We start from the raw sequence: 23,729 nt of genomic DNA, 5'->3' as shown, positions 1-23,729 counted from the left end.
AGGAACATGAAGAAAAGATGGCTATTCGTTTTCGCCCATCCCGACGATGAGACCTTCGCAGCAGGTGGGACGATTGCCAAGCTTAGCAGTACAGGTCATGAGGTATATTTGGCATGCGCCACATCGGGATGCAAGGGAAAATCCGGCGAATTCCATTTTTCTTCCCGCGAAGAACTTGCCCGGTTTAGAGAACAGGAGATGCGCAGTGCCTGCTCGATTTTGGGTGTAGCCGATATTACGCTGTATCGTTATCCTGACGGCGGACTGCAGGAGATAGAGCCGAGGAAGTTGGCGGAGCGTATCGCTTCGACGATTGTGGAGCTGCGGCCGGACGCAATCGTGACCTTCCCGCCTGATGGAGTCACAGGACATCCCGACCATATCGCGATATCCGCAGCGACGCTTATTTCGGCGGAACTGGCGGAGGCGCATTATCCAGTGGATAAGCAGCCATCGCTCTATTATACGTCAATCCCGCATTATTACGATTACTGCAAGGATTCGGGTCCGAAGGACAAGTGCCCCATTTCAGCACGGATTGATATTAGCGATTATCGCGGGCATAAAGGGAAGGCGCTGCAGGCATATCGCAGCCAGATTTACTCTGTGAACCGCGCCTATCCAGGCGTTATGGAGGATGATTATTCCGTCATTTGCAATTATGAATTTTATACGTTAGTTCGCGAGAACGGTCAGCCTAGACAGAAGAAGACGGCACTGCCGCTGGATGAGCTGCCGATGCTGGATTTGATTGACTAGAGTCTAGGTAGCCGATTCTTTTTCGTGAATTTCAGATTCCATTACATCAACTGTTCAGCTACAGATGATACAAGGAAAGAAGCTGACCCCCTTGAAGAAGGAGGGCCAGCTTCTTTGTTCTTAGCAGGCTATTTTCAACCTCAATTTCTAAATAAACTTCCGTGAAACCTTCTTGCCATCGTAGGTGAACAGGACTTGCTTGTCATCGACGGTCGTCTCGACGTGAACCGGCTTGCCCCACAGGGTATATACATAAGGCAGGGTACGTTCGACGTATTTCAAATCCAGCTCCACGGCTTCATATTGGTGTACGAGATAGAGCTCGCCAGAGCGCTGGTAATCGCCATCCTCAACTGTAATGTAGGGGAAGCCGCCGTTGACGCGTGAATAGACGAGCTGATCGCGGATGTTCTGCCACGACTTGTCGGTAATTTTCCACTCCGGCCCCTTTTTCTCAAAAATGTACAGATCCAGCTCCTCGGTCAGCTTCTTCGTCAAATAATTGCGAAGGAATGACTGATCCGATTCCAGTTCACGCACTTCAAATATTTTGGCCCGGCCCTGACCAGGTTGACGTCCATACCGCTCTTGCTCTTCCTTCGTTGGCTCATCCCAGCGCTTCTCAATATCCTCGAACAGTTTGATGCCAAGGTAATAAGGGTTCAAGCTATGACGCGATGGCTGTACGACAGAACTGTTCAGCTTCGCATACTCGACTGTTTCTTCGCTAGTTAGATCCAGCTCTCGTATAATTCGCTGATGCCAATAGGAAGCCCAGCCCTCGTTCATAATCTTCGTCTCGATCTGCGGCCAGAAGTAGAGCATCTCGTCGCGCAGCATGGACATAATATCGCGCTGCCAATCCTCAAGCACAGACGAGAATTGCTGTATGAACCAGATGATATCCTTCTCCGGCTCCGGAGGGAAGGGGCGATTTGACATGTCATGCAGGCTGAACTTGGATGACTTGGAGGCTTGGCTTCGTTTGTCTAATTCCCACAGGTCATCGTACCGTCCAGGCTCGCTTGGCTGTGCCTCGCGCAGTTCGCGCAGCTTCGCCTCCATATAGCGTTCCTTATCCAGATTGCGCGGCTTGATGACATTTGGATCGATATGCTCCTGAATGCCGAGTACCGCGTCGATGAAGCTCTCAACCGCCTGGGTGCCATACTCTATTTCATATTGATTGACACGTTCAGCCGTGACGGACATGCTGTCTACCATATTGCGGTTCGTGGCTGAGAACCGGGCATTATTTTTGAAGAAGTCACAGTGGGCAAGCACATGCGCTACGATCAGCTTGTTTTGGATAAGTGAATTGCCTTCCAGCAGGAAGGCGTAGCACGGATTGGAATTAATGACGAGCTCGTAGATTTTGCTTAACCCGAAGTCGTATTGCATTTTCATCTTGTGAAAAGTCTTGCCGAAGCTCCAGTGGCTGAAGCGTGTGGGCATACCGTATGCTCCAAAGGTATATATGATGTCGGCCGGGCAGATTTCATAGCGCATCGGATAGAAATCGAGCCCGAAGCCTTCGGCGATTTCAGTAATTTCGTCGATGGCATACTCCAGCTCCCGCATGTTATTTGCACTCATGTACGGCTACCTCCCGGCTGTTTTTTGAAAAAGTGCTTCAGTGCCCGGTACACCTCTCCCTTTTCCTTAATGACGTAGTGCATAAAATTGGGCAGCTGGATATTGCGGTAAGCCGACATTAGGGTGCTGCTGCGGTTGTATTGGTTTACCTCACCGTATCCGAACATGTTGGCCTTCTTTAATATTTGGCCAATCAGCTTCACACAGCGATCGTTATCGCTCGTCAAGTTGTCACCGTCTGAGAAGTGAAACGGATAAATATTGTAGCTGGATGGTGGATAGCGTGTATCGATAATCTCAAGCGCCTTCACATAAGCGGATGAACAGATCGTGCCGCCGCTCTCTCCGCGTGTAAAGAATTCATCCTCGGTTACTTCCTTAGCCTCAGTATGGTGAGCGATGAATACTAGTTCGACCTTCTCGTACTGCTTGCGCAAGAAGCGTGTCATCCAGAAGAAGAAGCTGCGCGCACAATATTTCTCGAAGCTGCCCATCGATCCCGAGGTGTCCATCATCGCAATAATAACGGCGCTTGATTGAGGCTTAATAATTTCCTCCCATGTCTTGTACCGCAGATCGTCAGGACTAATGTGATGAATGCCAGGCTTGCCAGTGAGCGCGTTGCGCCGCAAATTTTCGAGGATCGTCCGCTTCTTGTCAATGTTGGACATGATGCCCTTCTTGCGAATGTCATTGAATCGAATGTCGGTAACCTCGACTTCCTCCTTATCCTTCTGCTGCAAGTTGGGCAGCTCCAATTCATCGAACAGCAGGTTTTCGAGATCTTCGATACTGATCTCCGCTTCAATGATGTCGGCACCGGCTTGATCTCCTGCCTGCTTGCCCTTGCCTTGCCCTTGTGAGCTGCTGTCCGTGCCGAGCACATCCCCAACCTGACTGTCTCCGTCCCCTTGACCGACGTGCTTCTTCTTATTGAAGTTATAGACGAATCGGAATTCGTCCAGACTGCGAATAGGGACTTTAATGATTTGTTTGCCATCTGACATAATAATATTCTCTTCAGTAACGAGATCGGGCAGATTCTGCTTTATCGCTTCACGCACCCTCTGCTGATGGCGTGCTTGATCTTGATAGCCTTTGCGATGGAGCGACCAGTCCTCGCGGGACACAATGAACGTCCGTTCGTTCAATGGCTGACACCTCCTGTTGGACGTATTAACTAATAGTTCGTGTTCAAAAAGGCCGGTTTTCAGCAACGAGAAAGTTGGATGAAGCTAGGGCCTGAGGAGCGGAGCGTACGTTTTGGGTACATGAGCACCGGAAGGTCCGGCTGAATTCAAGATTCGATGCCGAGTCCACTTCATGATTTGCTTCGTGATCAAAAGCGGACTTTTTGAACAACCTCTAATGACCTTTGCTGCTTGTTATGATCAATATATTCACGGGTTGCTAGGATAATGAAACGAGAGATGCACGCGTTCATTGAACTGAGGAAGCAGATTGAGGATCGGCTCATTCACTTATGATTGAGGTCTGGCAAGCAGGATGTGATACAATACAAGGTACTTAATTCTTATTTCATGAGTAACTTGAGGAAGTAGAAAGGGAGGTGCATGCGATGACAGCAGGCTCCAAGGAAGACGTAGAAGGACTGAAGGAGATTGGAAGGATTGTAGCATTGACCATCCAAGAGATGAAGAAGAATGCACGTGCGGGCATGACGACAAAGCAACTGGATGAGATAGGTGGGGAAGTGCTGAAGCGCCATGGTGCTGTATCCGCACCGATGAAGGCTTTTAAATTTCCTGGGCATTCTTGCATCAGTGTGAATACAGAGGTTGCCCATGGGATTCCAGGCAAGAAAGTGCTGCGGCCTGGTGATTTAATTAATGTAGATGTATGCGCAGAAAAGAACGGCTATGTTGCGGATTCGGGCCAGTCGTTCCAACTTGCTCCTCACAGCACGGAAATTACGGAACTGTGTCAATACACGCATGATACGATGATGAAGGTCATCTCTTCATTGAAGCATGGAGTAAAGCTGAACACGATTGGGAAAATGTTCGAGGAAGCTGCTGACCAAGGCGGATATACCGTAATTCAAAACTTGTGCTCCCATGGTGTGGGGAGAGCTGTGCATGAAGAGCCAAGTATTCTGCCGATTTACAATCGACTCGATACAAGAATCCTGAAGGAAGGCATGGTTATTACGATCGAGCCATTCCTTTCTACAGGCGCGGACTATGCGGTGAAGCAGGCAGACGGCTGGACATTAAGCACGCCTGATGGCAGTGTAGCTGCGCAATTCGAGCATACGATTATTATTACGAAGCAAGATCCGATCATTATCACAGTTGCATAGAAGCATCAGAACGATCTAGACTTTCGTCCGGTAAGAGGACGATAGTTCTGGATCGTATTTTTTTACTCGTTGAGTAGATCCTGACTGTGATACAATCCGTGTTTTTCAAGAAGAGGGGGAGCAGGACAAGGAAGGCGTGTTTGACATGAAACCAACAGGTGTCATATAATGAATACTAACATGAAACCAAATGGTTTCGTAATAATGTCGATCTCGTTAGCACATGCTGACAGATATCGAATAGTTGGAGGAATAACATCTATGACAAATCATGCTTCTCAATCATCTCTCGATATTCAAAAAACAATTACGTTGCAAGCACCGATCCAGAAGGTATGGGATGCGGTAGCTACTTCGGAAGGCATTGCAGCCTGGTTCATGCCGAATGATTTCCAGCCTGAGCTTGGCTACGAATTTCACCTGAATGCGGGCCCCTTTGGAAACTCGCCATGCAAGGTTACAGAACTCGATCCTCCGAACCGCTTGTCATTCCGCTGGGGGAAGGATTGGACATTGACATTTGCCTTGGCTGAAGTTGATGGGAAGACGGAATTTACGCTCATTCATTCTGGATGGGATCCGGAGGGGATTACGGAGTTCGGCGAGACGCATACCGTTGTACGCGAGCGCATGAACAATGGCTGGGACGGATTGGTTCAGAAGCTTCGTTCCATCATCGAGGCGTAAGATGGGGTCATCTGCACCGAAGCATGATGTGTTCCAAGCGATTGCTGATCCTACACGCCGCAAGCTGCTGCAGCTGCTCGCAGATCAGGAACTTCCTGTCACGGTGATTAGCGGACATTTCCCGATGAGCCGGACTGCCGTATCCAAGCATTTGCGTATTCTGGCCGAAGCGGGACTCGTTAAGGATCGGAAAATTGGCAGAGAGGTTAGATACCGGCTGGATCCGGATCCACTGCTGGAATTGAAGCGTTGGCTAGCCTATTATGATCGTTATTGGGATAACAAGCTGTCTATGCTCCAGCATTATGTGGAAAGCTCAGGTGATTCAGGTCGCTCTGAAGGTAATGTCGGAATGCAGGAGCGATCAGACAGCAGTGAGGAATAATACTATTGGTTAGATCGCTAATGCAGGATATTCCTTACAAGTAATTTCTGCATGAAGGAAAGGACATCATCAACCGCAGTGACCTGCTAAGTAGCGAGCAGGATGCTGCGGTTATTTTTTTGTTGACAATCTAAAATAGACTTTTTCTAACAAAAATTTGAAAATAACCGATATATACAATGTATGACTTTGAGGGGTGGTGTGCACTTATTTTTGTCCCAATGGGAGCGATTCATTTACATGGATCGTTATCTTGTGGATGTGGGTACTGTGCTGGATGTTCTGTTATCAAAGTCATATCCGGCATTCCTGCTTCTCGATATGATTACATCATTAATGATGAGGTTGATTGAGATGGAAACAAAACAAGGGCAAGGTGAAATGCTGCCATCACCCTCGCGCCGTAAAGAGAACCACAAGCAGGAAGGGCCAAGAATCAAACGAGAAAAACGGACTGTTCTGCTCATGCTCCGCATATATTGTCATCATCATACACTGGAGCTGAATCCACATTCCGAGAACCGTTCAGAGCAATACGGATTATGCCCTAGCTGCGCTGATTTGCTTGCCTATGCTTGGAAGCGTCTTACCTATTGCCGCTTCGGAGAGCGCAAGACGACATGTGAACGGTGTGCTGTTCATTGCTATAAGCAAGACAAGCGTGATGCCATCAAACTCGTCATGCGGGAAGTAGGCCCTAAAATGCTGGTTAAGCATCCGATTGTTGCATTCCGTCATGTATGGGATAACCTTCGCGCCCCTGAAGGTGGTAAATAAAATCCCCCATCTCAGAATGCTCTATAGGATCATATTTGTAAGTGGAAAAACAGCAATAATTCAGATAATATATAATCGTATCGAATATAGTTAAAAATTGCCGAAATGTGGCTTGAAGGAGCGAACATCATGTTGCGACGCTATACGATTATAGGAAGTATAAATATGCTGTTATCCGTCGCTCTCGGTGCATTCGGAGCGCATGTCATGAAGGGGTTGTTGACACCTGAGCGGATGGCTACTTTTGAAACAGCTGTTCAATACCATATGGCGCACGCGCTTGGATTGCTTCTTATTGCGATATTGGCGGATAAATTGGCGGATCAGAAGAAGGTCGCATTGTCAGCTCGGCTGATATGGATCGGTATTATTGTGTTCTCTGGAAGCTTGTATCTGCTGTGCTTCACAGGAATTAAAATGTTAGGAGCGATTACACCGATTGGAGGAGTGGCATTCATCGCTGGTTGGTTGATGCTTGCTCTTGCTGCTCGTCGATGAGTGTTCGTACTGACTCCAATGCTGGAAGGAAGATACTTAGTGAGTGACCGTAAGGTACAGAATGAACGGCAATTGCAGAAGCGGGATCGCTCAATTCGATATGCTTTATATGTAATGGCTGTCTCTTTAATTACGGCAATCGTATGTACAGGGTGGGCTGTGCTGCAGTTGGAGGGATTGGCGCGATTGTGGGTGCTGATTCTGCTTACAGCGATGCTTGGATATGCTGCAGCTGCTAAGATTAGATCCTCACACTATCAACGGTTTGGAGTAGCACATAATCCGATTAGTACGATTGAGCCCCCAGCTGTCTCTGTTCAGCCAACATGGAAGTCTTATTACGATCACCTGCCTGTTCCTATGCTGTTTGTCCGTCACGATGGCAAGGTTGTCGGCATGAACCCAGCGTTCCAAGAGGTAACCGGGTTCGATGGCTCGCTCATCACTATCGGACAATGGATGGAGGAACAAGCTTGCTCGAAGCTGATTCAGGCCATGGATCAAGTAACAAGCGGGGGCGAGATCGAGCTGGAATTGGTCGGATGCTCGAAGGATGGCTTCCCGCAAGACTGGCTCATTCGAATGACGCAGCTTCCGGGACTGACTCATTGCCCAGAAGAGGAAGCCATTTTCTCAGTAAGTCTTCGAGACGCGAGTCCAAATCGATATATGGAAGAACGGATTCGCTACATGGCCTATTATGATGATATGACCGGCTTGCCGAATCGTCGAATGTTCATGCAACGGCTGGAAGAATCGCTAGAGATGGCTGCTCATGCCTCGTTTTCTATTGCGGTGCTGTACATGGATCTTGATCGGTTTAAGCGCATTAACGATACATTTGGTACTGATTTTGGCGATATGCTCCTCATGCAGATTGCCGACAGACTGCTGCGCTCGATGACTGAGAATGATGTCATTGCTCGCATGGAGGGGGATGAATTCATCTGCTTCATGACGAACGCAGGATCAGAGGAGGAAGTGAAGGAGCGTGTACGCCAACTGTTGTCGGTGTTTGAGGAGCCGTTCGAATTGAACGATATCCCCGTTCATGTGACGATGAGCATAGGCGTGAAGCTTATTCATGAAGATATGCGCATTCATGATGCAGGTCTGGCCGTTCAGCAGGCAGACTACGCTTTGTCTCGGGTGAAGGAACTGGGGAAGAACGGATATCTATTCTTCGTTCCAGAGATGAATGATCGTCCGCTTGAGCGTATTACACTGGAGCATGACATGCGCAAGGCGCTGACAAGAGGGGAATTCGAGCTCTATTACCAGCCGCAGGTAGATATGTCGACCTACCGAATTGTCGGGATGGAGGCACTTGTGCGCTGGAACCATCCGGAGCGAGGTCTCATTCCGCCAGGAGAATTTATCTCCTTGGCTGAAGAGAATGGCTTCATTGTAGCCCTCGGGACATGGATTATGGAAGAAGCCTGCAGACAGAATAAGCAGTGGCAAGATAAAGGCCTTGAACGTATACCGGTATCCGTTAATTTGTCAGTAAGGCAGTTCGAAATGAACAATTTGACGGAGACGGTACAGGAGGTACTGCAGCGAACAGGGCTGGAACCGCAATACCTTGACCTGGAAATTACGGAGAGCATGACGATGGAAGTATCGCGTGCGTCACAGACCTTGCGCAAGTTGAAAGATATGGGCGTAGCGATTAGTATTGATGATTTCGGAACGGGTTACAGCTCACTGCATTATTTGAAGAACTTTCCGATACACCGCCTCAAGATTGATCGCTCCTTTGTGCGTGATTTGCAGCAAGATCCGAATGATGCTGCCATCGTATCGGCGATTATTGCACTCGGGCACAATATGAATATGCAAGTTATTGCAGAAGGTGTAGAGACGAAGGAACAGCTTGTCTTCTTGCAAAATAATCAATGTGACAATATACAGGGCTATTACTTCAGCCCTCCGCTGCCACGCAGTGGGTTCGAATCTCTGTTCCGCAGATATTCGCTGCAATCAGGAAGCGATGCAATGCTTCGTACATAAGTGAATAACAGATATGCAACAGCCGCAATAGGAGTCGACTGATCTGACTTCATTGCGGCTGTTGTTGTTTGTTCATGTGTTATTGAGTTTAGGGCTGCATATCTTCGATCTCATTCAGGTTGAATGCGTACACTTGCTTCTCATCAACATGGTATACGTTCAGCAGCTGATTTGAGGCGTCATAATTGAGGATACGGCAGGGGAGATTCAATGTGATGCCTTTTCCTTTGTTAATGCGCAAACGTAATAAACGATTCTGTTCGATGTAGCTTCGGAGCTGATTCTCGACATCTTGAAGCCGGGCATCATTGGATTGCTGTTGGCTTGGCTCCGTATATTCGGCAGCTGCGGTGCGTGCTGGCTTGTTCATAGTTGCCATTGATTCTGGTGATTGTGCGGTCGCACCCCGCTTGTTATTTGTTCTCGGTGAGGAATTATCCACACGGTGATCAGCAGCTGCGGAGCTTGAATGGGCTGCGCGAACTGCCAGCTTGCCAAACGGTGACTGCTTGATATTGCGCTGCTGCATGGCTTCGGCAAGCTCCAACAAGGAACCGAGCTCATTACCGGATTGAACGCGTGCGTCCAGTACGTCGGGGTGTTGATGCAGCAATTGCAGCAAAGCTTCTAGCGCAGCCACGTTGGATTCGCCTTGTACAAGGATGTCAACATTGAACTTGAAGACGGATTGTTGAGATGAAGTAGGATAAAGCATTGTCAGTAATTCCTCCAACCTGGACATTTTGCCTAGATAAATACATTATAATACGGTATAAATTCCGACAAATATAGTTCTTTAGAACTAAATATCGTTTTGCGGGCACATACGCGCCAAAAAGACGGCGATTGCATAAGATGATACCATCCTGTAAGTCAGAAGGAGGCATTCAAAGTGATACGGTTAATACCCATGAAAATTGGTGAGAGAACCGTGCTAGGCGTTGAAGTGCTGCTGCCCAAAACGACACTTCTATCGATCTCCACCGATAAAGGCTATATTATGTGCGGTGCGCTTGATGTAGGGCTGCTCAATACGAAGCTGCATGATCGAGGGATCATCGCAGGACGCGCAGTCGGGGTACGGACACTGGAGCAGTTGCTTGAAGCTCCGCTTGAATCCATCACTCACGAAGCTGAGCGTCTCGGTATTACAGTTGGCATGAAGGGCAGCGATGCTTTGAACCTCATGTTCTAAGGCACTTCTAAATTCAGCTGTATGATCAATGCGCAGGGGACGCATAATATTGAAGTATTCCGATGTTTTATGTATCAAGCGTCATAGTTGATTTGAAGCAGCTTGCGTTACACTTATGACCTCTAGTCCTTATGGGACGCCGTGTTGCGATGATTCATTTCACGTGGACACGGGTACATATATATAGTAGGCCAGCAGAATAAAGTTGCAAGGAATCGATGAGAAATAGGGTAGAAAAGATTGGCAATCAACATTTGTACAAGAAAGACTTGAAAAATAGTTAATATTAATTTAGAATTATTATTAATAAGAAATTGATATCAATTAGGAGGCGTTTTGATCATGGCAAATAACGAAAAACTTCAAACTCTGTTGAATCAGCAAGTAGCGAACTTGAACGTATTGTATGTGAAACTTCATAACTACCATTGGTATGTAAAAGGTCCTCTGTTCTTCACGCTGCATGAGAAGTTCGAAGAGTTCTATAATGAAATCACAGCGAAAATGGATGATGTTGCGGAACGCTTACTTACAATTGGGGGCAGACCATATGCTACTGTGAAGCAGTATTTGGAGCATACAACATTGCAAGAAGCGACAGGCAGCGAAACAGCAGAAGAAATGGTGAAGCAGCTTGTTAAAGACTTCAATCAATTGATAGCAGAATGCGGCGAAGCACAAGAAGCAGCGCAAGCTGCTGGGGACGAGCCTACAAATGACTTGTTCATCGGCATTCAATCTGACCTAGAGAAGCATGTATGGATGTTGAATGCATTCCTTGCATAAGGAATGGCGGATACAAATTTCGATACGTAAATGAAAATCATATAAGCGCATCCTGAAAAGGGTGCGCTTTTTACTGAAATTATATATAAATTGGTAAAACGATGATGCTCTAGCTAATAGGGCGCTTTTCTATAGAAATAGGGGGCTGTTATGCAAGAGGTATAAAGAGAGAGGACAGGGCGCTGGTTGATTTATACAAATGATTGTTTTAAAATTATATTGAGAATCAATGATAATCATTTTATAATGATTATAATGTGATAAATCTTATAGCGTGGATAAAGATTACTTGTTCTTTCAGTATACATCTTTTCTACAAATCCATCAATCTGGAGGTTACAACACAATGTCAACTCAATTCGTCATTAATGGTTTGAAGGCGACCATTGAAGGTAAAGAGATTCTGAAAGGAATCAACCTTGAAATGAAGGGCGGCGAGGTACATGCTATCATGGGTCCTAACGGAACTGGTAAAAGTACACTCGCTTCTGCTTTGATGGGGCATCCAAAATATGAAGTAACAGAAGGTTCTGCTACATTGAACGGTGAAGATTTGCTTGAGATGGAAGTTGACGAGCGCGCTCGCGCAGGTCTGTTCCTTGCTATGCAATATCCAAGCGAGATCGCAGGTGTAACGAACTCTGACTTCTTGCGCAGTGCCATCAATGCACGCCGCGGCGAAGGCAACGAAATCTCCTTGATCAAGTTCATTCGCCAAATGGAAGGCAAAATGAAAGAACTTGAGATGAACGAAGAGTTCGCTCATCGTTACTTGAACGAAGGCTTCTCCGGCGGGGAGAAGAAGCGTAACGAAATCTTGCAAATGATGATGCTCGATCCGAAAATCGTAGTATTGGATGAAATCGACTCTGGTTTGGATATCGACGCCTTGAAGATCGTTGCAAATGGTGTAAATGCGATGCGCAGCGAAGAACGCGGATTCTTGGTTATTACGCACTATCAACGTTTGCTGAACTATGTGAAGCCTGATTTCGTACACGTTATGATGCAAGGCCGCATCGTGAAATCCGGCGGACCTGAACTGGCTGAGCGCCTTGAGGCAGAAGGCTACGACTGGGTGAAGGAAGAACTCGGCATTACAGACGAAACAGTTGGACAAGACGAGTAATTCATTCTAGCAAACGATTGACAGGAGGAGCGATAGACCGATGAGCACGAATACGACATTGCCAGTGAGCCGTGAAGCGGTCGCAGCGCTTTCGAGCCGCAAGAGTGAGCCGGCATGGCTTGCTGAATTGCGTTTGCAGGCGTTGGATCAAGCAGCGGGACTGGATTATCCGATATTTGAGAAAACAAAAATTGAACGTTGGGACCTAAGTGCATATGGTGAATATGTAGAAGGTCAATTGGCATCTACATTTGCTACTATTCCAGCAGAAGCTCGCAATATTCTAACAGGGGATGAGTCTTCCGAGCAGGTTGACAACGTGCTGGTTCAGCACAATTCCAGTGTTATTTATCGTCAGCTGCAAGCTGAATTGGCAGCGAAGGGTGTTATCTTCACAGACTTGGAGACGGCTGTTCGTGAGCACGAAGACTTGGTGAAGCCTCATTTGATGCAAGCTCTGAAGGCTGATGAGCATCAATTGGCAGCTGTACATGCTGCAGTATGGAATGGCGGCGTATTCTTGTACGTGCCTAAAAATGTAGAAGTTGATATTCCGCTTCAGGCTGTATTCTATACAGACAATGCGAAGGCTACATTTGCACCGCATGTGTTGATCGTGGCGGATGTGAACAGTCGCGTGAACTACGTAGACAACTACGTATCTGGATCTTCTTCTGATGCTTATGTTCATAATGGTGTAGTTGAAGTATTTGTTAAATCAGGTGCGAAGGTAACTTATGCATCTGTCCATCATTTGGATGAGAAAGCTACGGATATCACGATTCGTCGTGCCATTGTTGAAAACGACGGCCGCATCGAGTGGATTGTTGGTGAAATGCACAACGGTAACGCTGCGTCCGAGACGAACTCGATCCTGAAAGGGAATGGTTCTACATCGGATACAAAAGTAATATGCGTAGGAAATGGCGAGCAAAAGTTGAACATTACGACGAAAGCCGTACACTTCGGCAAGAGCTCTGACAGCCAAATGATTACGCGCGCGGTTATGCGCGAATCTGCTTCTTCGATCATCAACGGGATTACGAAGATCGAGAAGGGAGCAACAAAAGCGAACGGTGAGCAAACCGAGCGCGTGCTCATGTTGAGCCCAAAAGCTCGTGGTGACGCCAATCCAATCTTGCTAATCGATGAGGACGATGTAACAGCGGGTCATGCTGCTTCTGCTGGTCAAGTGAACCAGGAGCAAGTACATTACATGATGTCGCGCGGTATTGCTCGTGAAGAGGCGGAGAATCTGATTATCCGCGGCTTCTTGGCGCCAGTTGTAGCTGAGCTGCCAAGCGAGCATCTGCAGCAATTGCTGAAGCGTTACATCGAAAGGAAGCTGGGACAATGATTGGACGCGAGCTTCGTGAGCAATTTCCGATCCTAAATCAGGAAATTAATGGTCATCCGTTGGTGTATTTGGACAGTGCGGCAACCTCACAGAAGCCGAGGTCCGTAATTGATGCGATACAAGCGTATTATGAGAAGGACAACTCGAACGTACATCGCGGCGTCCATACGCTCGGTTCCCGGGCGACAGACGCTTACGAAGGTGCGCGGGAGAAAGTTGCCCGGTTCATTAATGCGGCACGCACGGAAGAGATTGTGTTCACACGCGGGACGACATCTGCGCTTAATCTCGTTGCATCGTCCTACGGACGCAGCGTATGCGGTGAAGGCGATGAAATCGTAATTACGCAAATGGAACACCATAGTAATTTCATTCCGTGGCAGCAGGTCGCAAAGGCAACAGGGGCTACATTGAAATTTATCCCGATGCAGGAAGATGGCACACTCTTGCTGTCTGATGTGGAGCAGTCGATTACAGATCGGACGAAGATTGTATCGATTGCTTATGCATCCAATGTGCTCGGAATCGTGAATCCAGTGAAGCAGATCGCGGAGATTGCACATCGCCACGGTGCTGTAATCGTAGTTGACGGCGCACAGAGCACACCGCATATGCGGATTGATGTTCAGGATCTGGACTGCGACTTCTACGCATTGTCAGGGCATAAAATGTGCGGGCCGACCGGAATCGGGGCATTATATGGGAAGATGGCGCTGCTCGAGAAGATGGAACCAATCGAATTCGGTGGTGAAATGATCGACTTCGTCGAGTTGTATGATTCGACATGGAAGGATGTTCCTGCGCGATTCGAAGCAGGAACACCGATCATTGCGGGTGCTGTTGGACTTGGCGCTGCGATTGATTTCCTGAACGAAGTAGGGCTGGACAATATTCATAAGCATGAAATGCAACTGGGTGCATATGCAGTCGAGCGCTTGTCTGAGATTGAGGGAATCTCGATCTACGGTCCTCGCAGCGAACGGATCGGGCTCGTTACATTCAATTTGGATGATGTCCATCCTCATGATGTAGCTACTGTTCTGGATGCGAAGGGGATTGCGGTACGTGCCGGACATCACTGCTGCCAACCGCTTATGCGTTGGCTCAAAGTAAGTGCTACGGCGCGCGCAAGTTTCTACTTGTACAACACGGAAGCAGACATTGACCGGTTGGCGGAAGCCTTGCGGGAAACGAAGGAGTATTTCAGCGATGCAATTGGATGATCTGTATCGCCGAGTCATCATGGATCACTACAAGAAGCCACGGAACCGCGGCACGTTCGAGGAAGACACGGTTACGGTTGACCTGAATAACCCGACTTGTGGAGATCGCATATCACTGCAGCTGAAGCTGAACGATGGCATTGTTGAGGATGCCAGATTCACAGGCGAAGGCTGCTCGATTAGCATGTCTAGTGCGTCAATGATGACAGAAGCGGTCAAAGGTAAGACGTTGGAGCAGGCACATGAATTGGCTGAGCGATTCTCTGCCCTGGTTAAAGGCGAGGGCGCTGCGTTTGATGAATATGAAGATATCGAGGCTCTGTCCGGCGTGAACAAATTCCCGGCTCGCATCAAGTGTGCGACATTGGCTTGGAACGCGCTGCGCAAAGGGATCGAGAAGCCTGAATAGGCGATAAAGTGCGAGGTTCGCACGAAGGAGGTACAACAACAATGGCGAAGAAAATGCCTGAAATGGAAGAATACAAGTATGGCTTTCGCGATAATCACCAAGCAGTCTTCCAATCCGGTAAAGGGCTGACGCCGGAGATCGTTACCGAGATCTCCCGTATTAAGGGTGAGCCTGACTGGATGCTGGAATTCCGCTTGAAGTCGCTTGAGCAATTTAACAAAATGACAATGCCTCGTTGGGGCGGCGATTTGGATGAGCTGGACTTCAACGACATTCAATACTATGTGCGTCCTTCTGAGAAGCAAGGAAAGACATGGGAAGAAGTACCGACTGAAATTAAAGAAACATTCGATAAGCTCGGTATTCCGGAAGCGGAACAGAAGTTCCTTGCCGGTGTATCTGCTCAGTATGAATCTGAGGTTGTCTATCACAGCATGCAGAAGGATCTCGAAGAGCAGGGCGTAATCTTTATGGATACGGACACAGCGCTTCGTGAGCATCCGGAGATCTTCCGCGAGCACTTCGCATCTGTTGTTCCTCCAGCGGACAACAAGTTCGCTGCATTGAACAGTGCAGTATGGTCGGGCGGAAGCTTCATCTACGTGCCTAAAGGCGTGAAGTGTGAAATTCCGTTGCAAGCTTACTTCCGTATCAACTCCGAGAACATGGGTCAGTTCGAGCGTACGCTGATTATCGCTGATGAAGACAGCTTCGTGCACTACGTTGAAGGCTGTACAGCGCCTATCTACAGCACGAATTCCCTTCATAGTGCGGTTGTTGAGATTATCGTGAAGAAAAATGCGCGTGTTCGTTATACAACAATCCAAAACTGGGCGCCAAACATCTACAACCTGGTTACAAAGCGTGCCGTTGCGGAAGAAAATGCGAACATGGAGTGGGTTGACGGCAACATCGGCTCCAAGCTGACTATGAAATACCCAGCTGTCATCTTGAAAGGCCGCGGGGCAAAAGGCTCTGTGTTGTCCATTGCGGTAGCAGGTAAAGGCCAGCATCAGGATGCGGGTGCGAAGATGATTCACTTGGCTCCAGATACAACGTCAACAATCATCTCGAAATCCATCTCGAAGCATGGCGGTAAGGTTTCGTATCGCGGCTTGACTTCGTTCGGTCGTGATTCTGATGGTGCAAAATCAAACGTAAAATGTGATACGTTGATCTTGGATAACGAGTCTACGTCCGATACGATTCCATACAACGAGATTCGCAATGACAATATCCAATTGGAGCATGAAGCGACTGTATCCAAGGTATCTGAGGATCAGCTCTTCTATCTGATGAGCCGCGGCTTGTCTGAAGATGAAGCGACTCAAATGATCGTTATGGGCTTCATCGAGCCGTTCACGAAGGAGCTCCCAATGGAATATGCCGTTGAGATGAATAGATTGATCAAGTTCGAAATGGAAGGCTCTATCGGTTAATGACTGCTTCTGCAGTCTGCCAATCGACCTAACCTTCATAAGATTGTAGTCAGATACGTGCTCATTTGTTTGCTGTACATGGTACAGCAGGCAAGAGCACGTATTTTTTTGTGTGCTGATCGGCCTTATTGCGTTTCATTCCTCATTGTCTGTTCCCGTTTTTGCTGCATCCGCATGGTACACCCCAAATATGGCATACTAATCCCTATGGTGATGTTCAACTTGCTTGCAGCGGGTTCGCATCTATGTATTTCACTACGCAACAGGAGGATTGGAAATGGTGGACCCTATCCAACAGGAGCGAAAGTTGCGGCACATTCGTCGCAAGCACAGATTCCGTATCATGATGTTATTAGGCGGTATGGTAGTATGTCTGCTTGCACCAGCCAATGCACATTCCATGTCCGTAGCATCACAAATCGACGCCTATCATGAGAGTGCGCCAGCTCGCAGAGATCGTGCCTATTATGAAGGGCGAGGAGATATCGTCTGGGAAGTGCCGTCTGCCGGCAAGCGGATTGCACTCACCTTTGATGATGGTCCTGATCCAACCCGCACTCCGGTTATCTTAGACCTGTTAAAGCAGTATAATGCCAAGGCTACCTTCTTCGTCGTAGGATGGAGGGTAAAGTCGCACCAAGAATTAGTGAAGCGCACAGTTCGTGAAGGACATGAAATTGCGAACCATACGTATCATCATAAATATTTTCGCAAAGGTGTAACGAAGGCCGAGATTGAAGAGGAAATTATGAAGGCGCATCGAGTGATTGAAGAGGTAACAGGTACGCCGCCTCAATTGTTCCGGCCACCTGGCGGGTATTATAATGAGCGGCTAGTAGAAATTGCACGGGAGAAGGGGTACCGCGTTATTTTATGGTCGTGGCATCAGGATACGAAGGATTGGCGTTCTCCAGGAGTAGATCGAATTGTCAATAAGGTGCTTGGGCATGCAAGAAACGGTGACATCGTACTGATGCACGACTTAGTAGAAGGAAGCACACAGACCATTCAGGCACTGAAGAAAATACTGCCCGAATTGAAGCGGCGGGGCTATTCATTTGTCACCGTTTCTGAATTAATGGCGCACCGTGTCAAGGCGAAGACTTCCTAAGTTCATTTTGTGCCTGTCAGGCTAGAAGGGTTCATACCCAGCGAGAAAAACGCCGTAAGTGTGCGCATCATTGAGCACACATCAGGCACACAGCAGGTTACATGCACACCTCTTCAATATGAAGATCGCGGCATTGTGTCAAATCAACGAAACGATTATCAATTTGCACGAGCGGCCGGAAAAATTCAGTCTGATGATTCATGATGATTGTTCCGGTTCGCCCGTCGCTTAGGCGTGCCTGCTTATGGATGAAGTTAGGCAGCATATGGCGAATGAAGGTATGAACAATGTGGGGATCAAGTCCGCTGTAGCTCATCGAATCAAGCTCTTTCAGAACCGTAAATAAATCCTGCTTGTCCCGATAAATTCGTGTAGACGTCATGGAGCTATACACATCAGCAACTGCGATGATACGTGCTGTCGGATGGATCTCCTGCTCAGCAGCACCATAAGGGTAACCGCTTCCATCTAAGCGTTCATGATGCTGGAGGGCCGCCATCGCGAGCCAATTGTCGCTATAGGAGGAACGGATGATTTCATAGCCGATCACAGTATGCGACTTCATCTCTACGAACTCCGAGCTCGTCAGCTGTCCAGGCTTGAGTAGGATCGACTTGTGAATGCGACTCTTGCCAATGTCATGCAGAAATCCTGCCTTGCATATGCGCTCCGCATCCTCTTCTCCGTAATGCATCCACTTGGCCAAATAGTAAGACAGCATGCCGACCTGTACGGAATGCTGGTACGTATAATTATCCTTCGAGTCCAGCAGAAGCAAGAGGGATACAACATCACGCTGCTTCTCCATCTGTTGAATAAGCGGTGTGATGGACGATTGTACAAGCTCATCCCGCAGAAATCCGTGCTGGATAACATCCTGAAAGATGCTTTCCACATTTCGAGTTGCCTCCATGTAGCCTTTCTGCATTTCCTCATGAACGATATGATTTGAACTTAGCGGCACATTGATCTGGGATGGGGATACAGCCTCTTCATCGGTGAGTGGTCTTGCTTCGATGTCTACCATATCCATGTGATGACGAATAAGTAGGGCGATGTCCCTATGCTTCATAACGGTTCCAGCAGACAGAACCAACAGCCCTCTATCATTGAAAATATCCTTCGTGAGAGTGTCTCCTTCGTGAATTTGCGTGACATGAATCCGCACCAAATGTCTCACCCTTCTAGTCATTTTGTACTACATGTATCATTTATCATATCAAAGCCAGCCACAAGATAACAGTAACATTTTCCAGGAAAATGTGAAGAATTGGTGCTGAAATGTTCCCTCTGCTCGTATACAAAGAACAAGATACTTTGTCCGAACGTGTAATGCTCGCAATCATTCAAATCATCATGCTGAGTATTTCTACGTATGGGGGAAATGAGGGGTTTAGCCATGTTCTATGTCATTGTTGCAATTGTACTGGGCATCGTGGAGGGACTGACAGAATTCATACCTGTCTCATCAACAGGTCATATGATATTGACGACGAAGCTGATGGGGATTGAGGAGCAGGCCAACTGGCTCAAGACATTCGAAATTGTCATTCAACTGGGGGCGACCTTAGCCATGACGGTTGTGTATTGGAATCGCATATTGGAGATGCTGGGATTGCGCAAGCGAACCGTACAGCAAGGACATGTCATCTGTCCTCGTCTGAATCTGCTCCATGTCATTATTGCAATAGCACCTGCATTAGCGGTGGCCTATGTAGCGAAAGACCATATTAAGCAATTATTTGACAGTACGGAAGCGGTGTTATGGGCTCTTGTAGTCGGCGGTGCATTTATGTGGTTCGCAGAATGGTATGGGTCTCGCAGACAACCCTCGGCGAACACGATCGATGAAATTAGTTATAAGCAGGCCTTTTCAATAGGACTCTTTCAAATATTGTCTGTGCTGTGGCCAGGGTTTTCCCGATCAGGCTCTACCATGTCAGGTGGTATGCTGAGCGGTGTCAGCTACCGGGCGTCTGCTGATTTTTCCTTTCTCATTGCGATTCCCATTATGTGTGCGGCAAGCGGCTATGAACTGCTCCAAAATTATAAGATGTTTACACTCGATATTTTCGCTTTTTTTGTACTTGGTTTCTTAGTATCCTTTGTTGTAGCCTATGTGATTGTTGTTGCCTTCCTCAAGCATATTCAGCGGATTAAGCTTCGTCACTTTGCGATATATCGCTTTGTTCTCGCAGCTTTGTTCTGGTACTTCATGATGTAGTAGATATTAGATATTAGATATTAGATATTAGATATTGAACATTAATGAATATCTCTGTGTGAAGTACTGAGTATTTCTGATAGGATCATTTCGAGGCATTTAGAATGCCAGTAAATTTCAGAAGTATGCAACAGTTGTGTGCTTTTATTCATCCAAATTACTTGGAAGGTGGAGAAGGGCGGGAGTGAAATCTGCCATATTTTCTACGTAAACAAAGGAATGTACGGTAGTGACTCGCTAGTCTAGCGAGAATTTGATATGATTAATTCGATGCATTTTAAGTGAATGTAAATATCATAACTTCAGGGGTTGACTCTGCTTGCGATGGGTACCTATACAAGCGTGCCGAGCTGGCATGCGATTAGCAAAACAAATATATAATGAAGAAGGTCTAGTGCTGCTCAAGGAGCAAGTAGAGCTTAATACCGCGTATATTCAGCGCTTGGAAGCGATGGGCGTATCATACGTATATGTAGAAGATGATCGGACAGAAGGTATTCATGCGCCGGATGTGTTGAGCGATGAGACACGAAGGCTGGCTAATATGACGATTCGCAAGCAATTCAAGCAATTGATTGATGAAGCCATGACACGGAAGCGTGCTGCCTCGAATTCTACATTGAATCGCGAGTTTTTCGATGTATTGGATGCCATCATTGGCGATTTGTATGGCAACCATAAGGCGATGGTAATGCTGAATGATATGCAGACAACTGATCATTATTTGTTTCGACATTCCCTTAATGTGTGTGTATATACGACCCTGCTAGGACTTCATCACGGATATCCCCGCAATGAACTGCGGACATTGAGCATGGGGGCGCTCCTTCATGACATTGGCAAGACGCAGATTAATCTCGAAGTATTGAACAAGCCAGGTTCGTTGTCTGATGCTGAATTTGCACATATGAAGCAGCATGCGGAGATAGGATACCGCATGTTGAAGGATGAGCCGAACATTCCGCTTCTGGCAGCGCACTGTGCTTATCAGCACCATGAGCGGTTGAACGGTTCTGGCTATCCGCGCGGCATTAAGTCGCCGGATATTCATGAATATGCGAAGTGGATTGGGATTACGGATTCATATGATGCGATGACAACCCATCGTGTATACCGTAAGGCAATGCTTCCACATGAAGCACTTGAAATTTTGTATACCGGATCAGGGACACAATACGAGCAAGGTATGCTGGAATTGTTCAGAGACCGTATGGCTGTCTATCCGATAGGAATGTCCATTCATTTGAATACAGGCGAGACATGCGTTGTTGCCCGCATTCATGCTGAGTGTCCACAACGACCAGTTGTAAGAGTACTGTACGACGCTGATGGCAATCCATTGAAGACCCCTCATGAGATCGATCTATCCAAGAAACTCCACGTTATGATCGTGGGCTATCACGCAGCTGATTAATGAGCGCGTAGGCAACACACAACGAAGCAAGTAAGCTCAGCACTTATTCATTATTATCATATTCCCTTTATTCAGTCTACAAGTGAGCAGGGGGTTCAACACGTGAGGGAAACAGCCAGAACAGGTTGGTTGTGGCACTGGGGAAAGTGGATGTATCGTTGGCGTCATGGGGTATTGATCATATGGACGCTTCTATTTGCAATGGCTTCGATATTGGCTATACAAGTGCCTTCCATGCTTAAGGATAATGGGTTTACGCCGACAGGAAGCGAATCTTATGTAGGATATGAGCTGCTGCGTGATGGGCTTGGTCTCTCTTCTACGACGATGGATATTGTCTATGAGAGCAGCGACGGCAGGTCGCTATTGACGAAAGAATCGATACAGCAGATTGAACGTTCCCTTACTGAATTGAAGCAGAATTCATCCGTCGGTGACGTTCAGCTGCGGACTCAGGATAGAACGGGAGTGCGTAGCGATGTAGTTGCTGCACATGTCCGTCTTAATATGGATACGGATGAAGCGCTGGATCGATATACCGATCTGCGTAAGCTTATTTCCGACATCCCGTTCGCGAAGGCCTATGTGACTGGTGCGACACCGGTCTACTATGATATTCAGACTGCGAGCAAGAACGATATTGTGAAGTCGGAACTAATCGGATTGCCAATCGCGCTGATCGTCTTATTGTTCGTCTTCGGAACATGGCTTGCGGGATTCCTTCCGCTCATTATCGGGCTGTTCAGTGTGACAACTACGCTCGGGATTATTTATGGAATTGCTCAGCTAACAGATACGTTAAGCAATTTTTTGCCGAATATGGTGTCCATGTTGGGACTAGCTGTTGGCATTGATTATGCGCTCTTCATTGTAAGCAGGTTCCGAGAGGAACTTGCCAAGCAATCTTCTGTTGAGCAGGCTGTCGCCATGACGGCGCAGACCGCGGGCCAGTCCATTTTATTTTCTGGTGTTGCGGTGCTGATCGGCTTAATTGCTATGCTGTTTATTGATTTATCCTTGTTCCGCTCGTTGTGCATTGGTGGAGTTATCGTCGTCATGATGTCAGTTATAGCGGGGAACACGCTTCTTCTGTCACTATTAAGTGTACTCGGCGATAAGGTGAACAAGTTCCCTATCATTCCTGCCCGGTGGAGAAGTGCGGAGAAGACGAGTGGCAGTGAACTATGGAGCCGTATTGCGCATGGTGTGATGAAGCATCCCGTAGGGATCGTTCTGCTGCTCACAACTGCATTGGCTGCTTGTGCATGGCCGATAGGCAGCATGAAGATTGGGATACCGGATGCAGAGATGCTGCCGCCGAAGTACGAATCGCGCTACGGTGCAGAATTGATGAGAGAAGCTTATGATGAGCAGGCGTTGAATCCAATTCAAATCGTTGTGGAGGCGGACAAGCCCTATTCTTCTATCGAGACGATACAAGCGATTCAAGGGCTAGCATCCCGTATTCAACTTATAGAGGGTGTACAGCGTGTTGATAGCTATGTGGATGCATTAGCTCAGTTGAATATTACAGGAGCTGAAGCGCAGGCAGCGGCGTTGTCCCGCCCAGAAGTTCGCACACAGATGGAGGCGAAGCTGCCGCTTCGTGACAAGATGCTTGTGGTGCAAGTGATTCTGAGGCCTGACATGAAGGGTGATGCTGCGTTCAAGGTAGTGGACGAGCTGCGTCAGATAGATTCAGGTTCGGGATTGAGCAGGAAGTATGTAACCGGAGGGCCAGCGGTTCAGCATGATATCATTGAACGCATCACGGCTGCGCTTCCGTATGTGATCGCGTTTATTCTTATCGTGACCTACATCGTGCTCTTCGTCGCATTCCGCTCGGTTCTTCTGCCGCTGAAGGCGGTCATCATGAACATGCTGAGCCTTGGCGCAAGTCTTGGCATTGTCGTCCTTGTCTTCCAGCATGGCTATTTAGCTGATCTATTGCATGTAACGTCAACAGGAATGGTGGTGGCGATGCTTCCTGTCATCATTTTTTGTGTCGTGTTCGGCATATCTATGGATTATGAGGTGTTCTTGCTGTCACGGATTGCGGAAGAGTATGATCGAACGAAGGACAATGAGCACAGCACCGCTCAAGGGCTGATGAAGACAGGCAGTATTATTACAAGTGCTGCTTTCATCTTGATTGTTGTTGTTGGTGCGTTTATTTTCACCGATAACGAGATGATGAAGGCTATCGGGCTTGGGCTTGCAGTATCTGTATTTTTGGATGCAACACTCATACGTGTTCTGCTCGTTCCTGCATTTATGAAGCTGATGGGGCATGCCAATTGGTGGGTCCCAAGCATGTTTCGACGCAAGGAACGGCGAAGTATGCTATAAATAAGTAAGCAATTATTTTCTGCAATAAAGATTGTAAGCAGGCAACTAGAAAGTT

General features: G+C 47.5%; 22 protein-coding genes. 18 read left to right on the top strand and 4 right to left on the bottom strand.

Annotation, left to right across the window (positions count from 1 at the left end; translation table 11 throughout):
• Positions 1–6 precede the first annotated feature (6 nt).
• On the top strand, positions 7–759 hold the full coding sequence (locus PBN151_RS26160) for a PIG-L deacetylase family protein (protein WP_072731517.1): 753 nt from the start codon (positions 7–9) through the stop codon (positions 757–759).
• Positions 760–906: 147 nt separating this feature from the next.
• Here PBN151_RS26160 and PBN151_RS26155 read toward each other — a convergent pair whose 3' ends face one another.
• Together PBN151_RS26155 and yhbH are read right to left on the bottom strand one after the other, a co-directional pair.
• Complete coding sequence (locus tag PBN151_RS26155) at positions 907–2,355, bottom strand: SpoVR family protein (RefSeq protein WP_072731515.1); 1,449 nt, start codon at positions 2,353–2,355, stop codon at positions 907–909.
• Positions 2,352–3,506 (bottom strand): sporulation protein YhbH, encoded by a 1,155-nt coding sequence (gene yhbH / locus PBN151_RS26150; protein WP_021254161.1) that lies wholly within the window; start codon positions 3,504–3,506, stop codon positions 2,352–2,354. The genes PBN151_RS26155 and yhbH overlap by 4 nt, the downstream gene beginning before the upstream one ends.
• 428 nt (positions 3,507–3,934) lie before the next feature.
• Between yhbH and map the strand changes: the two genes are divergently transcribed.
• The 6 genes from map (at position 3,935) to PBN151_RS26120 (ending at position 9,038) form a co-directional block, all read left to right on the top strand.
• A complete protein-coding gene (gene map / locus PBN151_RS26145) occupies positions 3,935–4,678 on the top strand; it encodes a type I methionyl aminopeptidase (protein ID WP_072731514.1) in 744 nt (247 codons plus the stop codon).
• A gap of 261 nt (positions 4,679–4,939) precedes the next feature.
• Positions 4,940–5,365: an SRPBCC family protein gene (locus PBN151_RS26140; protein WP_021259039.1), complete on the top strand. Its 426-nt coding sequence runs from the start codon at positions 4,940–4,942 to the stop codon at positions 5,363–5,365.
• A 1-nt stretch (position 5,366) separates the two neighbouring features.
• Positions 5,367–5,750 carry an ArsR/SmtB family transcription factor gene (locus PBN151_RS26135; RefSeq protein ID WP_072731512.1) on the top strand — a complete coding sequence of 128 codons (384 nt, stop codon included), beginning with the start codon at positions 5,367–5,369 and terminating at the stop codon, positions 5,748–5,750.
• A 240-nt stretch (positions 5,751–5,990) separates the two neighbouring features.
• A complete protein-coding gene (locus PBN151_RS26130; RefSeq protein ID WP_227775099.1) occupies positions 5,991–6,527 on the top strand; it encodes a nitrous oxide-stimulated promoter family protein in 537 nt (178 codons plus the stop codon).
• A 129-nt stretch (positions 6,528–6,656) separates the two neighbouring features.
• Positions 6,657–7,025: a DUF423 domain-containing protein gene (locus PBN151_RS26125; RefSeq protein WP_021254156.1), complete on the top strand. Its 369-nt coding sequence runs from the start codon at positions 6,657–6,659 to the stop codon at positions 7,023–7,025.
• 39 nt (positions 7,026–7,064) lie between these two features.
• Entirely contained in the window at positions 7,065–9,038 is a 1,974-nt protein-coding gene (locus tag PBN151_RS26120; protein WP_227775097.1) for a sensor domain-containing protein, read from the top strand.
• 88 nt (positions 9,039–9,126) lie between these two features.
• Here the strand turns inward: PBN151_RS26120 and PBN151_RS26115 are convergent, their stop codons facing one another.
• Complete coding sequence (locus PBN151_RS26115; protein ID WP_072731511.1) at positions 9,127–9,753, bottom strand: hypothetical protein; 627 nt, start codon at positions 9,751–9,753, stop codon at positions 9,127–9,129.
• Positions 9,754–9,930: 177 nt separating this feature from the next.
• On the opposite strand from PBN151_RS26115, the gene PBN151_RS26110 reads away from it, so the two are divergent.
• The 8 genes from PBN151_RS26110 to PBN151_RS26075 all read left to right on the top strand — a co-directional run bounded on the left by PBN151_RS26110 (position 9,931) and on the right by PBN151_RS26075 (position 17,687).
• A complete protein-coding gene (locus PBN151_RS26110; RefSeq protein WP_072731509.1) occupies positions 9,931–10,233 on the top strand; it encodes a YunC family protein in 303 nt (100 codons plus the stop codon).
• A gap of 342 nt (positions 10,234–10,575) precedes the next feature.
• On the top strand, positions 10,576–11,019 hold the full coding sequence (locus tag PBN151_RS26105) for a Dps family protein (protein ID WP_072731508.1): 444 nt from the start codon (positions 10,576–10,578) through the stop codon (positions 11,017–11,019).
• Positions 11,020–11,365: 346 nt separating this feature from the next.
• A complete protein-coding gene (sufC, locus tag PBN151_RS26100) occupies positions 11,366–12,148 on the top strand; it encodes a Fe-S cluster assembly ATPase SufC (RefSeq protein ID WP_021254151.1) in 783 nt (260 codons plus the stop codon).
• Between the two features lie 40 nt (positions 12,149–12,188).
• Positions 12,189–13,505 carry a Fe-S cluster assembly protein SufD gene (gene sufD, locus PBN151_RS26095; RefSeq protein ID WP_072731507.1) on the top strand — a complete coding sequence of 439 codons (1,317 nt, stop codon included), beginning with the start codon at positions 12,189–12,191 and terminating at the stop codon, positions 13,503–13,505.
• Positions 13,502–14,728 carry a cysteine desulfurase gene (locus PBN151_RS26090; protein ID WP_072731505.1) on the top strand — a complete coding sequence of 409 codons (1,227 nt, stop codon included), beginning with the start codon at positions 13,502–13,504 and terminating at the stop codon, positions 14,726–14,728. The genes sufD and PBN151_RS26090 overlap by 4 nt, the downstream gene beginning before the upstream one ends.
• Positions 14,715–15,137: a Fe-S cluster assembly sulfur transfer protein SufU gene (gene sufU / locus PBN151_RS26085; protein ID WP_072731504.1), complete on the top strand. Its 423-nt coding sequence runs from the start codon at positions 14,715–14,717 to the stop codon at positions 15,135–15,137. The genes PBN151_RS26090 and sufU overlap by 14 nt, the downstream gene beginning before the upstream one ends.
• A gap of 41 nt (positions 15,138–15,178) precedes the next feature.
• A complete protein-coding gene (gene sufB, locus PBN151_RS26080; RefSeq protein WP_021252192.1) occupies positions 15,179–16,576 on the top strand; it encodes a Fe-S cluster assembly protein SufB in 1,398 nt (465 codons plus the stop codon).
• A 400-nt stretch (positions 16,577–16,976) separates the two neighbouring features.
• Entirely contained in the window at positions 16,977–17,687 is a 711-nt protein-coding gene (locus PBN151_RS26075) for a polysaccharide deacetylase family protein (RefSeq protein ID WP_072731554.1), read from the top strand.
• 97 nt (positions 17,688–17,784) lie between these two features.
• Here the strand turns inward: PBN151_RS26075 and PBN151_RS26070 are convergent, their stop codons facing one another.
• A complete protein-coding gene (locus PBN151_RS26070) occupies positions 17,785–18,855 on the bottom strand; it encodes an HD-GYP domain-containing protein (RefSeq protein WP_072731552.1) in 1,071 nt (356 codons plus the stop codon).
• Positions 18,856–19,086: 231 nt separating this feature from the next.
• Here PBN151_RS26070 and PBN151_RS26065 point away from each other — a divergent pair, with 231 nt between their 5' ends.
• The 3 genes from PBN151_RS26065 (at position 19,087) to PBN151_RS26055 (ending at position 23,674) form a co-directional block, all read left to right on the top strand.
• Positions 19,087–19,911: an undecaprenyl-diphosphate phosphatase gene (locus PBN151_RS26065; protein WP_072731502.1), complete on the top strand. Its 825-nt coding sequence runs from the start codon at positions 19,087–19,089 to the stop codon at positions 19,909–19,911.
• A 355-nt stretch (positions 19,912–20,266) separates the two neighbouring features.
• Positions 20,267–21,325 (top strand): HD-GYP domain-containing protein, encoded by a 1,059-nt coding sequence (locus PBN151_RS26060; RefSeq protein ID WP_227775094.1) that lies wholly within the window; start codon positions 20,267–20,269, stop codon positions 21,323–21,325.
• Between the two features lie 102 nt (positions 21,326–21,427).
• Positions 21,428–23,674 (top strand): MMPL family transporter, encoded by a 2,247-nt coding sequence (locus tag PBN151_RS26055; protein ID WP_083545337.1) that lies wholly within the window; start codon positions 21,428–21,430, stop codon positions 23,672–23,674.
• Positions 23,675–23,729 lie beyond the last annotated feature (55 nt).

It is taken from the genome of Paenibacillus sp. NAIST15-1 (assembly GCF_001894745.1).
Classification (GTDB): domain Bacteria; phylum Bacillota; class Bacilli; order Paenibacillales; family Paenibacillaceae; genus Paenibacillus_B; species Paenibacillus_B suaedae.
This window is presented reverse-complemented; position numbering and strand designations above follow the sequence as displayed.

Coding starts and splice junctions, on each gene's coding strand:
- PBN151_RS26160 (WP_072731517.1), top strand. CDS start 7: ATGAAGAAAAGATGGCTATTCGTTTTCGCCCATCCCGACGATGAGACC.
- PBN151_RS26155 (WP_072731515.1), bottom strand. CDS start 2,355: ATGAGTGCAAATAACATGCGGGAGCTGGAGTATGCCATCGACGAAATT.
- map (WP_072731514.1), top strand. CDS start 3,935: ATGACAGCAGGCTCCAAGGAAGACGTAGAAGGACTGAAGGAGATTGGA.
- PBN151_RS26140 (WP_021259039.1), top strand. CDS start 4,940: ATGACAAATCATGCTTCTCAATCATCTCTCGATATTCAAAAAACAATT.
- PBN151_RS26135 (WP_072731512.1), top strand. CDS start 5,367: ATGGGGTCATCTGCACCGAAGCATGATGTGTTCCAAGCGATTGCTGAT.
- PBN151_RS26130 (WP_227775099.1), top strand. CDS start 5,991: ATGGATCGTTATCTTGTGGATGTGGGTACTGTGCTGGATGTTCTGTTA.
- PBN151_RS26125 (WP_021254156.1), top strand. CDS start 6,657: ATGTTGCGACGCTATACGATTATAGGAAGTATAAATATGCTGTTATCC.
- PBN151_RS26115 (WP_072731511.1), bottom strand. CDS start 9,753: ATGCTTTATCCTACTTCATCTCAACAATCCGTCTTCAAGTTCAATGTT.
- PBN151_RS26105 (WP_072731508.1), top strand. CDS start 10,576: ATGGCAAATAACGAAAAACTTCAAACTCTGTTGAATCAGCAAGTAGCG.
- sufC (WP_021254151.1), top strand. CDS start 11,366: ATGTCAACTCAATTCGTCATTAATGGTTTGAAGGCGACCATTGAAGGT.
- sufD (WP_072731507.1), top strand. CDS start 12,189: ATGAGCACGAATACGACATTGCCAGTGAGCCGTGAAGCGGTCGCAGCG.
- PBN151_RS26090 (WP_072731505.1), top strand. CDS start 13,502: ATGATTGGACGCGAGCTTCGTGAGCAATTTCCGATCCTAAATCAGGAA.
- sufU (WP_072731504.1), top strand. CDS start 14,715: ATGCAATTGGATGATCTGTATCGCCGAGTCATCATGGATCACTACAAG.
- sufB (WP_021252192.1), top strand. CDS start 15,179: ATGGCGAAGAAAATGCCTGAAATGGAAGAATACAAGTATGGCTTTCGC.
- PBN151_RS26075 (WP_072731554.1), top strand. CDS start 16,977: ATGTCCGTAGCATCACAAATCGACGCCTATCATGAGAGTGCGCCAGCT.
- PBN151_RS26065 (WP_072731502.1), top strand. CDS start 19,087: ATGTTCTATGTCATTGTTGCAATTGTACTGGGCATCGTGGAGGGACTG.
- PBN151_RS26060 (WP_227775094.1), top strand. CDS start 20,267: ATGCGATTAGCAAAACAAATATATAATGAAGAAGGTCTAGTGCTGCTC.